10 protein-coding genes are annotated in these 15,878 nt (G+C 46.6%); all 10 read right to left on the bottom strand.

Annotated features, from left to right (window positions below; all coding sequences use genetic code 11):
- Window positions 1-14 precede the first annotated feature (14 nt).
- A complete protein-coding gene (locus ACIFQM_RS08845) occupies window positions 15-3,521 on the bottom strand; it encodes a hypothetical protein (protein ID WP_430065309.1) in 3,507 nt (1,168 codons plus the stop codon).
- Window positions 3,522-3,551: 30 nt separating this feature from the next.
- On the bottom strand, window positions 3,552-5,387 hold the full coding sequence (locus ACIFQM_RS08840) for a hypothetical protein (protein WP_430047678.1): 1,836 nt from the start codon (window positions 5,385-5,387) through the stop codon (window positions 3,552-3,554).
- Between the two features lie 37 nt (window positions 5,388-5,424).
- Window positions 5,425-6,849, bottom strand: a complete 1,425-nt coding sequence (locus ACIFQM_RS08835) for a hypothetical protein (RefSeq protein ID WP_430047675.1) — start codon at window positions 6,847-6,849, stop codon at window positions 5,425-5,427.
- A 40-nt stretch (window positions 6,850-6,889) separates the two neighbouring features.
- Window positions 6,890-9,208 (bottom strand): PKD domain-containing protein, encoded by a 2,319-nt coding sequence (locus tag ACIFQM_RS08830; protein WP_430065307.1) that lies wholly within the window; start codon window positions 9,206-9,208, stop codon window positions 6,890-6,892.
- Between the two features lie 17 nt (window positions 9,209-9,225).
- The gene (locus ACIFQM_RS08825; protein ID WP_025682897.1) at window positions 9,226-9,612 is read right to left on the bottom strand and encodes a hypothetical protein; all 387 of its coding nucleotides are present in this window, start codon (window positions 9,610-9,612) and stop codon (window positions 9,226-9,228) included.
- A 3-nt stretch (window positions 9,613-9,615) separates the two neighbouring features.
- On the bottom strand, window positions 9,616-10,035 hold the full coding sequence (locus ACIFQM_RS08820) for a hypothetical protein (protein WP_430065305.1): 420 nt from the start codon (window positions 10,033-10,035) through the stop codon (window positions 9,616-9,618).
- Between the two features lie 107 nt (window positions 10,036-10,142).
- Window positions 10,143-13,601 carry a peptidoglycan DD-metalloendopeptidase family protein gene (locus ACIFQM_RS08815; protein ID WP_430065303.1) on the bottom strand — a complete coding sequence of 1,153 codons (3,459 nt, stop codon included), beginning with the start codon at window positions 13,599-13,601 and terminating at the stop codon, window positions 10,143-10,145.
- 10 nt (window positions 13,602-13,611) lie between these two features.
- Entirely contained in the window at window positions 13,612-14,661 is a 1,050-nt protein-coding gene (locus ACIFQM_RS08810; RefSeq protein WP_430039640.1) for a hypothetical protein, read from the bottom strand.
- A 1-nt stretch (window position 14,662) separates the two neighbouring features.
- Window positions 14,663-15,280 (bottom strand): S-layer homology domain-containing protein, encoded by a 618-nt coding sequence (locus ACIFQM_RS08805; RefSeq protein WP_430039642.1) that lies wholly within the window; start codon window positions 15,278-15,280, stop codon window positions 14,663-14,665.
- A gap of 55 nt (window positions 15,281-15,335) precedes the next feature.
- Window positions 15,336-15,851: a hypothetical protein gene (locus ACIFQM_RS08800; RefSeq protein WP_430039645.1), complete on the bottom strand. Its 516-nt coding sequence runs from the start codon at window positions 15,849-15,851 to the stop codon at window positions 15,336-15,338.
- Between the last annotated feature and the right edge of the window lie 27 nt (window positions 15,852-15,878).

The raw sequence follows: 15,878 nt of genomic DNA, 5'->3' as shown, positions 1-15,878 counted from the left end.
GAGATTTCTATCACCTACCTTGTCTTCTTCCAGTTCCAGATGTTCCAAGAAGCGATCTTGCCCATAATCATCCATATTTTTCGTTTAGGCATGCCCGGTAACGATTGATTCGTAGCTTCGGATGGAGTCTCAATCACCGTCTTCAGGGTTTTATGCCGCTTGGCTGACTCTGGAGCTTCGATACGAACAGTAGCTGTTTTTTTCAAACGTGTACCCTCTTCTGCATCTGTAATCTGTGTTTTTATTACCTTTTTCTTTCTGCTAGCTTGTTGGTGTTCATCCTCAATATTTGTAGACATGACCTTCTTCTTGCGAGTTCCTTCAGATATAGCATGCAGGTCGGTTTCTTCTATTTTTAAAATAGACTCTGCATCGGTATGAGCAGGCATCACCGCCTCCAACGTTTTTTCGTTGGCTTGGCCTTGTACCAACTCCTGCATATCCACCATTCTGCTGATATCTCCTGGCGTAGCTATTTCAAAATCGTCTCGGATACTCGTGTAGGTCTGCTTTTCACCACTGGAGCCTTCCCCGTGAACCCATATGGCTTCAAGTACATTTTCAACGTTGTTACCTTGTCCATGCATCTGCTCGATCACAGCCTCATTCGTTCTCATGATACTGTTTGCCTGATCGATCTCATCTGTAATCGTCTCGCGAACGGATTCCATAGAGGCTGCTCGCTCTCCGTCAACGAGAACAGCATCGGAGACCTGATTATGCTCCTGATTGTCAGCACAAATGCCGCTATGGATAACGCCCGCTTGAATATCCGGATAGACCAAAGCGCGCTCCAACGAAGTCACGTCAGCTTCCTTCATCTGTTCTAAAAGCTCGCCAGCTTTAACCTCATGCCGATCGGCTTCCACGCTCACAATGCTTATACGTTCCGATGGAACCAACGTAACTTTCTCTGCTTCCATGCTTTCTACGCTTATTCGCTCTGACGGAACCAGTGCAACTTTCTCCGCTTCCAAGCTTTCTACGCTTATCCGTTCCGACGGAACCAACGCGACTTTCTCCGCTTCCATTTCGCCAATATACTGTACGCTTTCCAGTGGCCCTGACTCCGTTGCATCAAAGTTTCCACTGCTCATGGCTGCACTCTCCAAATGACTGTATTCACCATCCGTAAACGATTGGAGAACGCCCTGTTCCATGGAATCCGTAACACCTGTAGTGCTGGAGAAGGTCCTGCCTGTTTGCGTGCCCTGTATCATGACATTCGCACAATCCGAGCTAATAAGTGCTTTACCCAACGCTTGGATTTCAGCTTCGGTAGACATGCGTCTTTCTGTATGTTCCATCGCATGATACGCACCTTCTTTGGAAGAATAGGAGTTACCGGATTCGGAATTTGTAAGCTGTCCCTCTTCAGCGGAAGACTTACTTCCTTGTTCAGCGTTTGTTTGTAACGTTCCTTCGGTATGCTCAATATTGGCTTGATCCGAACGAATCTGGATAGCTTCCAGCGAACCACCACCCAATGATGTTTCCAAATGATGAATGACGCTATCTGTAATTAGATTAACCGAAGCCTGAGTTGTCCCTTCCTTCACAGCCTCTGCCACAATATTTTCAATGCCTGCTTCAATCATTTCCATCGCTTGCTCACCGTACATAATTCGGAGCATTCGAGCCATCTTGCTGATTTCAGGGAATTCCGCAATCATTTCTCTCAGAACATGAGCTGCAAGTAACTCTCCATGCTGCCCATCCAACTCCAAGCCACTAAAACGGGCAGAACCAAGATCGTCCAACTCTCCTTCTTCACTGACATATATCCGCTCTCCACGCTGAGAGTCGTCTAACGTTGCGTGATGTTCAGATAATGCTGAACCTAATTGTTCATTGTCGGCATCTGTGGAGGCATGAATATAAGCTGTACTGCTCTGCTCCACTGGCAGAACTTTAGAGTCGTCGTATGGAGAAGCTGCTCTATACTGATCTAGACTGGTAGAATAGACTTGTTCATTATTGTAGCTAGCCACGCTCGCAGGCTCGTTCAAACTGTCTCGGCCTGAGTATGTGAGACCGCTTGTAACCGTTTCTGTCTGCACACCTATCGTGCCATTAGATGATTCCATGTTTCCTGTCATCGAATGCCCTTGAACCCCCTCCAGTGAGCCGCCGTTCAAAGTCTCCTGCATTCGATGAATTACACTTTCAATCGAGCTTGGTGTGGCTGGTACGTCAACTTGATGCAAGCCCTCTGGCAGGCTACTTTCCATTCCCGCTTCAACCCATCCCATCGCTTGTTCGCCATATACAGAGCGGATCTCTTTAGCCAGCATGCCTTGAGACTCCGTAGCCTCTTGAAGATATATAAGATTACCTGTGGCAGACTCTTGAATCATCATGGACTTGTCTTGGTTCAGCTCCGTTGCGCTCATTCGTTCATGTCCAGTATCGGTGCCAGAACGCATCGATGCAGCAGTGCTATGATCGTCGGTGGAATCCTTAAATTGGCGCTGATTGACAGACACCTGCCAATCTATGATGACATCCTTGCTTTTGTCGGACTTCGCCATACGAGCTTCCATGGGAGCATTATCATCCTTGGCTCTAGCCTCTGTCTCTATCAAATCATCGGGAATAGTCCCGACTACCTGTTCAAGCTTCCCGGCTTTTGTTAAATCGTTGATTTCGTCCGAATCCAAAATCTGTTCCTTCACACTGGACTCTGATGTCTCAATCAGGGCATCCCGAATATCGGTTCGATAGCGCAACGCCTCACTTGCTGGCTGGAAGAGAGTTTCCATCGCAAGGCTTTCTGCCGCGTTTTGCTGTTCTACCACTACTTCTCGATCCTGAAATATCTGGTGAATAACCGTCTGTTGTTCAACGTTGTCTCCCTGCTTCACCGTTTCTCCGTGAATTGCAGATTCTGAAGAAGGCGATCGTTTACCCTGACGCTGCTCAGATCCAGAGCCTGCATCAAGAAGTCCCTCATAGATGAAGAAATCCCTCCCGGATTCATATGCATCACTTGAAGCCTCTACCTGCTGCCTCATTTCAGAAACAGCGTCTTCTTCCTGCACCGCATTAAAAATAGAATCAGCCTGAATGGACTCCTGCCTATATCCCTGCTGTACAGAATCTGCATGTTCCATGGAATGGATCTTGCTACCCATTTTCCAACGCGCATCTGACGCTGTGGAACGTGAAGGCTGCTGCGCATTCTGTCTGATTTCTCCTCTAAAATGCCTGTGAATATCGGATAGGTAAGATACAATGGTCGAGTGAACGGCTTCCACGGTTTGACCCTCGAATTCACCAGCAATCGCTGCCTCTCTCCAATCGCTCCCGAATAAACTTGTAGCGGAATAGGGAGCTTTGGATGCATTCTTTAACGTATCCTGCCTCAGCGTTCGGTACGTACTATTCACAGGAGCAGACAGATGGTAACGCGTATCCCGCTGTGTATCCAAGATCATGTCTGTACCAAATGACAGTTCATAGCCCTTTTTAGAAAAAAGGGCGGTGATACTGATCAGGTAAGATTTTTTACCGTCCAGCATGTCACCGCCGACCTCCTTTAACCCTGTAGGTTAACTGTTCTTAACAAGCGTTTCCTTCAGAATACCCAAGCCGATCGGAGCGAATGGACTGATGGTAGCCAGCGTGAACGGACTCACAGGTGTATCCGCCAAGGTATAACGGTAAATCTGTTTGTACTCATAGGTGGCCAGAACCTCTTCATCCGCCTTCGGTGCTTTACCGTCCAGGAACATGATTTGCTTGGTTTCCAGATCCAATGTGTAATCCGTGCCAAATTTGGCCTCGACACAATTGACTTTGATCACCAGATTGAAGGGTGTACCATCATCTTTTAATGAAGGCTGATGAGATAAATGGAACACCTTATTTTTCCCATTACCTGTGCCCAGAATTTCATGATCTGTCGTTTCTACGACCTCCAGCTCGTCGAGCTGAGAGATATTTTTCGGATGAACAGCGTAGCATTCATCCAGCTTACCGACAAAACCGTCATTGGGATGAACCACATACATAGGAGAAATATGGTATTTTCCGCTGTAGACCGAAGGATTGAAACGGGACTCACCCGCATCCACCTGTTTATCATGTGTAATGAAGGCGAGATAATGCTGCTGATAATACGTTCCGCCAATAGACTGTTGAAGCTGTACGGAGCTGTTACCATTCGAGGTATTCAGTCCATAGTCTACGTAGGTGGCACCCAGCTTCATATCCTTTTTCCATTTCACTTCGTCCTTTTCCCGGCATCCGGAGATCAGAACGTGATTTTTTCTTGGCGATTTGCCAAGCGTGGTCATTTTGCCAATGTAAAGTGGTGCAAAGTATGTGTTCTCTGGACCCGAGGTAGGGTCAGGACGCAGAAACATGACAATACGGTCTTTGTTGAAGTTTCCCCAATAATATATGCTGGAATCGCGCTGCCAGCCCCGAGTATAGTTATCCAGTGAAGTAAAGGACAAAGCTGTTGGCAACGAAGGATAGATATAGTATATGCAGGAGTATACAGCGTCCATTAAGCTTGTTCCGGAATCCGGGTCAAAATTCCGGGTAGTTACATCCCCGAAATTAATCATTTCTGTTCCTGTACCCGCCAATACCCTGATATAAGAAGCGTGAAGCTCACTGCCGGCATCCGGCGCCTTAACCGTGGTTGGGATTTTAATCGTATTGGTATCGTAGTCAACCGTAAAATCGGTAGGAGAAACCTCTACCTGATTAATATATAACCGGACGCTTCCTGCCTTGATGGTCGTGTCAGCAGGTATTTTAAATTCTCGACGAGTTCCATCTCCGTCAGGAAGAAGGGATTCAGGATCGCCTACCCTTACTCCGTTATTTACAGCTTCTACGATCTTTTCCGAACGTACATCATCGAAGGTAAAGAAAAATAAACGTTTGGGCAGACTTGGAGCATTAGCAGCAGGTGCATAGGATACGGTAAATTGATCGCTTGCCAGTGCAGCTTTATTCAGCTTAAGCACGCCACTGTAAGGCTCAAAGGTATATTCTGTCTTCTGAACGAATACGCCATTCTTATACAGCATCTCCGAGTCCGCCTCTACAGGCCGTACGACAACCTGCAATTGCGTGTCACTACCTTGTACCCGTTGTGCTTCTCCAAGCATGGAGTTTTGTGAGATAAAGTCCATCTCCCCGGGCTGTTTGACCGTTCCACCGTAACCAAAAGCCATGCCGAAATTACGTATCTGACCGTCACTGCCCATGGACCTGAACAATCGGACGTCAGCGAATTTGGTCGCCGTATTTCTAGGGTTCCCGGTTACGGCCCGGTATTTAATAAACGTGTTCCAGCCATGAGCATTGAATTGTTTCTCTAATTCCTGCGGAAACAGTTGAAAAGTAGCATCTCCATCAAACCACGACACAATCAATCACCTCTACGATTAGATTTTCCAAGCTACACTACAGGGTAGTTGGTTTTATTTCATTTCCTTCACCATCTACGGTGTTCACATACAAGCCAATGCCCGCGGATCTGAATTGAGTACCGGGTTTTTTGGTCAGTGGGGAAATCCCCTCGATCAAGAAGTAACGGTATACATCAAATTCATCAGGACAGTTGGCCCGCTTGACTCTTAATTTGTTGGCATTAAACGAAAAGGCAGCCAAAGAGATCGTATCTTTTAATGTACCGCGCACACCCTCCTCGGGGTGAATAACGTATACCTTGGAGGTATGCACCTTCCCACTGTAACGAGAAGGATTGAAAGTGTATTTGTACAAAGGATTTTCAGCATGATTCCAGGCGCGCGGGTAATCTTTCTTACCGTCAACAGAGGTTCTGGCTGGCGGCATGAGATTGGGTGGCGAATTCCAGGAAAGATAATGGGCTTGATATCTAGCACCCAGCTTGGCGCGATTTACCATAATATTATCCAAACCATTAGCCGGAAAGTTAGGATATGATTTTAATAAAGGCATAATATGGGGTTGTCTGCTGGTAGTATCGTCAAAGTCATACGTAGCGACTCCATTCACCGTATCCCTGATCGGAACCGTTCCTGCAAATAAAGCATAAACGTTATCACCTTCCTCGACGGGGTCCAGCTTGCCAAAATAGAGTGGAATGATCGGAACCAGATTGTTTTCTGGAGCAGGTACATTATCACACTGAATGGTGAAAAAGAAATTCGTGTCCGAAAGAGTTCCCTTCACGGAAATTTCAGAATCACTCCACCAGTTTGTGTTTTGGACAGGATAATTAAAAGAGTTGTTGTAATAAGACTCCATCAGCTTGTAGCGCAGACCTGCTTGCATAATCGGAGACTGCATACGCGCACCTTCTGCTTTGGTAACTGTAAACATAGGACCGCTAGCCGATGTTTTCCAGGCAGATTCCTCTACCTCGATATCTAACGCTGCTCGAAGCTGTCCAGCTTCAGAATTATCGTTCCAGGCCAGTACAACATCCGAACCGTCTGGCTTCAATCCTTTCAAATCCTCCAGCATGTACACGTATAAAGTATGGGACAGTCGGTATTTGCGGAATTCATTTGTTGCCCACTCCCCAAATTGCTTGTAGGAATCTTTATCCGGACGCTTCACATAATCAACCAGTCGAGGGTACCATGTTCCGGCGATGGCGATACCAAAGCATTGATTATCCTTATTGGCATATATAAAATGCTCGGCAACCGTAATCCGGAAATTTGTATAATTCCTCACTACATCTGAGGGATGAGTAATATTGGCGTCGAAAATGACCCTTTTATAATTGGCTGTGACTTTCCAGCCTGCGGTAGCCAGCAACTCTCCCAAACGGGGTTGCAGGTCCGCTTCCGTTACTTTTGGAGTAAATGCTGCTGCTGTCGTATCAATGAATGACATTTGTTTCTCCCCTTTCTTTGAACTACGATTGTGTTCTTTACTACTTAACTACGTCAATGTCCGCTGTCGCCGTTCCTGTCTGTCCCAGCTCATTCGTTAAGGTAAAGGTTACGGTATACTTCCCCTCTTTCTGAAAAGTAAAGCGGGCGTTATTCACCGTATGGCCTTCTGGATTCGCACCACCTGATGCAAACCAGTTGGAGATCAATACCGGAGAATGCTTGTTATAGGAAGACATCAATTCCACTCCCTCCCCAGCATGGACCGAAATATGGGACGGAGTCAGGGATACAACGAACGGAGGCGGCGAAATAGGTAACCGTTTTGCTGGCCTTCGAAGATTCCCCGCCTTCAGAATACCGATACCCGCTGGTCGATAAGGTGTCGCTGCCCGCTTGGTCAATGGTGATATGCCCTCTGTCAGATAATAAGAATACGTCTGATGCTTAGGAACCTCTCCATCGGTGCAGTGTTCATCAACGGCCTCCAGCTCATCCCCGTTCATTATAGTTAGGGGCGACAGTAAAATAACATTTCGTAGTGTTCCGTGCGTACCATCTTCCGGATGTATTAATATAGCTCTCGAAGAATGTACCTGCTCCGTGTAGCGGGATGGATTAAACTGATACTGATAGGCACTGCTCATATCGCTGTTGTTCCAGGCTCGGACGTGCTTGGCTCCAGTCGTGTCCTCCCGCAAGGGAGGCATCCTGTTTGACGGAACAGTCCAGGCAAAATAGTACGATTGATAACGCGCACCATACTTTGTTCTCTTGACCATGACAGAATCAATACCGTTACTCGGATGAACAGGATATTCTTTTAACATCGGCATAAGCGTATCCTGATAACGTTTTGGATCTGCATCATCATAGTCAAACCGGGCCGATTGACTGAGCGCACTCTCTAAACTTAAGCCGTCTTTTGCAAATGCAGTCCCTGCGAATAGAGCGGCTGTAGCCCCCGCGTTTTCTGTATAGATTTGAAGCTCCACCCAGGCTCTTGCGGAAACAGGACTAAAGCCATCAACTCCGGAAGAAGAGAACACTTCCAAGTCAAATGAATTTTTACCATCAACCCCGTAAACAGAGAACTCTCCAAGATACTCTGCCTGATCTCTGGAATGAACGGGTTCACGGGCTTCCGTCGTTCGTAGCTTTACAAGCTCGTGACCTGCAATACGTAGAGAGATATAGTTTGATTCCGCAGCCACATCTCCCGATAACCACACCTTCATCGTCGATCTGGTATGAACCATAGGACTATCGGAGAAAAAGGTTGCTTTGCGAGATTCTTCACCGCCATTCAGTTCAAAAACGCAACTCTCGTTCATTATCGAATGGATATTGCCCTTGACATCAAAATCGCCCATATAGATCGGGATCGAAGGTACTGCATTACGTTCCCAGGCAGGTGCTGTATCTGCCAGCAAAACCAACATGACAGTCTTTGCATCCACGTAGCCTCTAAGCTGCACCTTGCTGTCCTGCCACCAGTTCGTGAATTTCACATTCATGGAGGCTACCTGTTCATAGCGATCCATTTGCGGAATCCGCGTCCGCGAAGCAACGTAAGGAGATTGGTAGAATTGAGGGAATTGATGCGTAATCATAAATTGAAGCGCTTGGGTCTCATCGTGCAGCCCCCACATCGAAGATTGAATCTCTACATCCAAAGCGAGCCTTTTAAAATCAGCAGATTTATCCCAGCCTACAATCATTCTGCTCGTATTCACGAACTTTTCCAATTGATAAAAATACATCGTATGACGCTCAAACAGATTGTCCTCTTCGATCTTCTGAACAGCCCAAGAGAATATCCCGTCAGATTGTGGCTCCAACTGCGTTCCCCAACCGGCATGGTTTCTGTAAACAGCAAACGGGATTTTTGAGCCTGTATTGTGCAGCTTTTCCTTCACACTGCCCAGCATAGCCATGCCAAAAAGATGCCCTGATACATTTCGCAAAATGTAGTGCTTGGCTACGACAAATTCAAATTCCTCCGAGCCATTCAGATCACTGTAATAAACAGCCGCCTCTCCTGAAACCCCTGACGCGAAGCTAATACGTTGTCCGCCATCCTTCTTCTCTTCTGCCAAATAATAGGAAGACGGCATAAGCTCGCCATCCAAATACACATAGTAGTCACCCTTATGCGCAAGCTTGGGAATATCTACATAGGAGTTGACGAGTGGAAGAGAGAATCGCTGAATCGTGGGTTTGACCAGTCGGCTCGAATACACGACCTTATGAAATTCATCCACAATATCCCATCCGTTTTGAGAGCACAGGGTAACGATTTGGCTCAATAGCTGATCTTCGTTAACGAGCATTTCCAACCAAGGACTATCCTCTGGCATTATGTTTCACCTCCTTTCTATTGGAGCATTTGATAATTCACCCATATATCCTTGTTCCTGCCGCCTTCATTAAAAAACTCAAAACGAAATTCCGTCCCTGTCGGACAAGGAATAACGGCTGTAAAATACATCCCCTCAGGTAGATCCTTCGTGAAGATACGTTGGCATACCAGCTTATCCCCTACATACAGATTCCAATAATCGCTGGACTCATAAAAGGATGCTCCCACAGCTACCGCAAGCAGCTCGCAATCATGGCTGACTTGCATTGTGCTTTCTACCTTGCCAATTCCTCGGGATTCAATCCGATTGCCCACAATGTACGGTTGGGTCTTCGTTGGCATAAAAGGCGGGTCCAAACGTCCTCCTACCATATAGCTTGCAAAATTAGCACCACTGGACAACGACTACACCGCCCTTACATAATCAAGAGTCAGATTTTTGAACAAACCATGTTCCCGAATAATGCTTCCCCGTATAGCGTTTAACGATGGAATATCAGCCTCTTCTTCCATTTCTGCATTCAGGGTTGTGGAGGCTTCAAATTCAATGAAAAATCCGGTCACCTGCAACAGATCGTCCCGGTACAGCGTTAGCCGTTCCAGCAAGCCGTTATCATAGGTGTATAGCACTGACGTTACCAATGCAGGATATTGAAGCATTTCACGGGCCACGTCGATGGTCATGACATTGGGCTCCTCCGGAGCCTTTTTTTCCAACAAGTCGTCCGTCTGACCCGCATGTACCCTTTCCTTGCGTACTTCACGTCGGATCAGATCAATAATCGGGAATACCTCGTTGGAGTTCGTAAAATTCTGGTTTTCCAAAGCTCACACCTCACCTTCTCCTTCAATATAAGAAAAAAGAAATGACAATTAACGCAGGCTGCGTAATGCCATTTCCTTTTATTATGTTATGGATCATACCCCCAAAATCAGGATGTTGCAGGCAGAGCGGACCAGGTTAGCTCCAGATAGTTGACCATACCGCATTCATTACCCACCAGCCTGTTGCCCTTAATCAGATAATATCCTGCATTAGAGGTATGGTTGTCATACACATAACACCCATCCAAAAGCTCTATGAGGGGGTTACCGCGAATAACAATATTTTTGGTGCGGGCTTGTCTTTTCATATCAAAAAATACTTTATTCGCTATCTGCTGCTTGAGATCACGCATGGATGCACCATCCTGCTCTTCAATCCACGGTAGCTGTAATCCGGCGGTTCTCATATTCCCTTTGGTGGCGACAATCAGGCTTTTATCCAGAAAATGCTCCGTTAACCCCTCAGAACCAGAAATCATCAGATGGTTGCGAACACGCGAGTAGTCGGTAGAAGACGTCATTTCAAGCAAATGATCCTCTGTAAATTCCCACTTGGAACGCGCTATCTGATCCCAATCCGGAGTATCCAGAAAATTCATTCGTTTCAATCTAAACGTTCCGTAACGATCGCATCTGACATCATAGGGCAAATCCTGTATGAGCGATTGTATAGCATCTGATGCCCTTGTTCCCGCCTTGAAGGAAACCGTTGCTACGAAAGGATTTTCCCAGCCTTCTGCTGTTTTCATACGATCTTGATCTTGGGGAATCGTCTGAAGCTCTCCTGACTTGGGATCAAATCTCATGTAGGAGTGCTTGCCCTTCTGCACATCAGCATATACCGTTTCGTCTATATCCCAATTGGGATATTGGCAATCTTCACCGTGCACACGCCATGAATCAAGGCCGGCTGCGACCACCATATCCTTTACAATACTGGATTTCATCCAGGCAAAGGCGCCGCCGTCCCCGGCATACGCTTCCTCTGGAGGGTAAATCATATCCTTATAAAATATAAATTCCTCCAGCATGTCATAACGGTCTGCACAGTGAAACGTAAGCGTTCTTCTTTCGGCATTTTCCTCAATTTCACCCTTGATCATGCCTGTAAATACACGTACCAGCTCATCGCCGTAGCCTGCATAAATACGGATGGGGGTCCCTTCACTAATCAGATGTCGTCGCTCCCCCTCCTCCCAATAGGTAAACTCGTTAGGTGGCTGCTTCCTCCCATCCGAAAATGCAGCGTACCGTTCCAAGGATGGGGAGTAGATCCCTTTGGCATTATTTAAAGTTACGGTGGCTGACGTCGAGGACATATCCATGTGAGAATGAACCTCCCAGTTCATCACATCCCGTTCCAGTGAAGCGGTATCCTCATACTGAAACCCTCCGACGTCATACCATTTCTCCTTATACGTATCTGCGATACGGGTGGCAAACTGCTCAATAGAGTAATCATGAAAGGCATATTTTACCTCTGCAATATACAGACCACCGCTGAATACGGAAAATCGAAGTCTGTTCGTCGTATCATCCTCGGATACGCCGCGTACCCGGGTATTTTCCCATTGTTCGTTTCCCCCCGGCAGTATGCTTTTTATATATACATCCATATCCGTTTCGTTATGGCAGGTTACTACATAATCGGTGTACTCGCTCATATGGTTATGGCTATAGGAGCTGACATTCGTAGAAACCCCTTGATCTGTAACCTTGACCACAAAGGCTTTGGAGCCATTGGACATTATTATTTTCCCTTGTGTTCCCTGATCGGCCTTAATTCGGAACTGCATCGTAAATGGAAATTTGTTTATCTTCCCTGTCCGTTCAATACCAGCCTCTTCCCGTGCTGTGGATATCTTCTGCTGATCCCCCAGATCCGTCACCACTACCTGCTGATCGGGAGTCCAATCATTTATTGTGCTCATCGGGTCTTCGAACGTCCAGACTGTTTTGGCTGAGACGGATTTCACATCAAATTCTCTGGCTTTCAGGAAAGTGATCCCGAAATTGCCTCTTGACGCCTTAGAAGGATTGGACATGGAAAATTCGATTTTGTGGTGCCCACCAGGCACCGGAATAGAGGGAGGATAAGCCAGTCCGTTTTTGGCATTTACCCCTTCAATGGTGGCAACTATATGGTCGTCCACCTTCACCTCTACTCTGTCCTGGATATCCATATCCGACACATAGGCCCAGCTTAAACAACCCGGCTTGAACCAGTCATGCACAAACATGAATTTCTTCACCTGACCTGCCCCGTCTGTTCGTTGAAAACCTAAAACATTACGGACCTGATTAGGCGTTTCATTGGTGAAAAATTGTGTAGCACCCACGATATCCACGTATTTCAAAGGGTCCAGACTTGTTTTTTGGGCCGTAAAATCCTTGCTATACGATACCTTCTCCGTGGTCCGGTCGATCTGGTAGGATGGAATGGATTGATCTACTTCTGAATTTGCGCTGCGAGTTCTTCCGTCCCCCCACTGCTTGATTTTCACAATGACAGGTTTTCGTCCAAACTGGAGGCATTGCTCCGCATTTTCCATTAAAATTTCAATACGCTTGCCCTTCGTGGAGCCAGCCGTATCATCAGCCACATATTCGCCCCAATTGTTCCCGTCTACCAACAGCTCAACCTTACTTCCCAACGGAATGACAGAGGGATCGACAGCGATAATTTTGTAATCCTTCCACTGCCGTACATCTGTTCCGCCTCTTGTAATGCCTTCAGAGTTTGCAGCATTTACATAATAAGCCCACGCTTCCATACTATATTCCGTGTAGGATTCGACGGCGCTAGCTGCCAACGATGGAGTGACTGTGCTTTTATTCTGAACAGCTGCATCCAGCAATCGAATGGGCAATTGTATGGATTTTTCCCCGCGCAGGAAAGCTTCGGGGTTCAAATCCTCGCCATCCTTGCGAACCTCAAAATGAAGATGTGCTCCATCTCCATCCCCATCCCCACTACTACGCTTGTGACCCGAGTTCCATCCTATAGCAATCGGATCTCCAGCCTTCACATGATCTCCAACCTTGACCATCATCGCATTGGGTTTCAAATGAGCATACCGGGTCGTCCAGCCGTTGCCGTGATGAATATATACAGCGTGACCGTAGCCCTTTACAGCACCTGCCGCAGTAATTCTCCCATCCCATACGGCATGAATAGTATCCTCCTTGTCACAATCCAGGTCCACTCCCTTGTGAAGAGGGCGCTTGGGATTCACTGAACGGTGACGGCTGGTAATCCGTAAGCCCTGAATATGATTCGAATCGGTAACAAGCCCACGCATTTTCGAACTAGAAAGAATAGGCATGGACATGGGCAAATTGGAGAGGCGGGCTATCTCGCTAGCCTTTGTTGCTTCCTTTTCACTTGTTAGTTGTGTCACACCATCAATGGACAAAAAGTCTTTAACGACCGTATCTTTTACATATTGAACAACGTCTTGGTTTGGCCGCAAGCTGCGGACATAGGACATTTTGTCCAGCTCTACAATGACGCGTGGCTGATGACCCCGAGCCTGTCCGTGCTTATTCATGGATTCAAAAGTCATTTTTCATCACCTATCTGAATTTTTCTAGGGCCCATTCTATGAATCGGTTTAAAAATACGACAGCTTCCGCACGTGTAATACATTTTTCTGGCTCCAGCATATTGTTTTCATAGAGTGGAAATACATAGCTTTCGTCTAGAAACTGCTCACTCATTAAGTCCATAACAGCCTGCTCATACCATTGGCCTGAGAAAGAGCTTCGATCCTGCAAGGTTCTCGGTGGATACGTATTGCTCTCCAATCCACGGTCGGTATATCTGTTATAGATATCCACCCGCATCTGTTGAAGAAGAACAAGAAACTGTGCTCTTTTCATACGAACATTCGGAAAGAAACGGTCATGATAACGAGCATGTGCAGTGCTGACAACGACCGTCTCCTGTTTAAATTGCACACTCCCGGCTTCACGATAGTTATATCCGACAGTCGCGGGAAATCCGTTATAGTTGAAGGGGAGATACACAATTCCTTGATGAATCGCAAATCCATCCTGCCTGAAGCCGAATGCTTTCTTAATCACTTCCTTTGGATTTTCTTCCGATTGGATTTTCACAGACAACCGCTTGAGCTTGGTTCCCAGAACCGTGACCGTCTCCGGCTGATATTTCGTTGGGCTCTGATATTCAGCCGCCATGGACAAGGTCGCAGATGGCAGGATAATCGCACTTTCATCCTTCTCAACATAAGGCCTATGAACACACCCATCCTCCTGATAAGCGGGTCTGCCATAAGCAATACATACCACCTCAAGTCCGCCGGATAAAGGCTGGGGCATCGTTATTTTTCCGTTGTCCACTCTTTCAGGCTGTATCTGAGCTCCAGCGACGAAAACCGAAACTGGATTGTCAATATGCATCTGATAGCCGGGAATGGCAAATTCCTGCTGACCATCGAATGTGACAAAGCGCTTGACAATGCGTTCATGTCCTTGTTCAAAAGTGTCGTAGGGCATCCCCTCGATAAAGCTGTGCTCGTTGCGGGCATCCAGACCCAAACGTGCCATATCTAACATATCTCTATAAAACCAATCCAGTGGATCTACATCAATCCAGCGTTTCATCTCAATACCCCCTTAGAATCCGGTCCACATACCTGTAGGATCTCATCAAAAAGGTGATTCCCTCTGCCCGGGTACAACCCTCGTCCGGTCTGAAATAAGGACTGATTTCGCCTTCATCCGCAGGGATGGGCACCATACCACGCTGCTCCATTTCCTCAATATAGCTCGATGCCCAATGGCCCTTGAGGTCGATGAATTGACTTTTGCAGCGATATTCATCACCTTGCTTACGAATAAGTGACATTTGGACCTGGATGATATATTTAGTCTCCAGCTCCGCCGTTTGAATATCTGGTTTACCTGTCACAACGCCCAGATAGATCGTGCCTTTTTCATCATAGTATTTGTGCTCTGAGCCTATAAAAGATAGCCAGTCCGCGTATTCCTTTTTACTGTAGAATAGCAGCGTTAGGCTCGCTGTATAATGTGAGGTTCCACGGTTGACCAAGCCTGCTGAGTAGGAAAACGTTTCATGAACATGAGATTTCAGATGGGGAGCCGGTGGCTTGTATTCGCTGATTAGCTTGGCCTTAACCTCGACAAAACGAATTCCGTTATCGTAAAATAGTCGCTTTTTGTAGATCACATCTTCTGATTGATTGGGGCTTTGCTGAGTCAAATGTATACCTCCTGTCATTAAAAATGATGTTTACTCCGGTACAACGGAGTATGGATTAATATGATGTACTGCTACGATAAGCGGTGGTCGGATTCATAAGAAGCTGATCCCGTAAGCTTCCGGCTCTACCGTTTTTAAGACCTCTTCCCAGTCCGTGACCGATCGCTTCCAGTTGGGTCGGACTTACGTTATTCGTGACATTAGGCAATGTCACATGGACGATGACGTCACCGGAGTTGATCGTGTAGGAAGGGTGTATGTTTGCATGTGTCAGATATTCATTTCTGGTCAGCTCCGTCATGACTTCTGGCATATGAAATGCACGCTGATGACGGAGTACACTTTGCAAGTCCTGAGCTTGGTGCCTGCGCATACGGATATACTTCATAGAGCCTGTTCGTATATCTGCTGTTTCAGCGTTTAGCGTCTTTCTGCTTTGATCCCTCTGCACCTTGCTCATGTATTCATTCATGGGGAAAGCCAGCCCCTGCTTCTCTTCATTAGAAGAATGCCTTAGTGTCTGAATAAATGCCTGTAGCTCCACAAGCACATCAGTCTCTATATTGCCCATACATTCACCGCCTTTTATAAAATGAAA

Origin of the sequence: Paenibacillus sp. NRS-1782, from assembly GCF_050467685.1 — a bacterium.
In the GTDB taxonomy this organism is placed as follows: Bacteria; Bacillota; Bacilli; order Paenibacillales; family Paenibacillaceae; genus Paenibacillus; species Paenibacillus terrae_A.
This window is presented reverse-complemented; position numbering and strand designations above follow the sequence as displayed.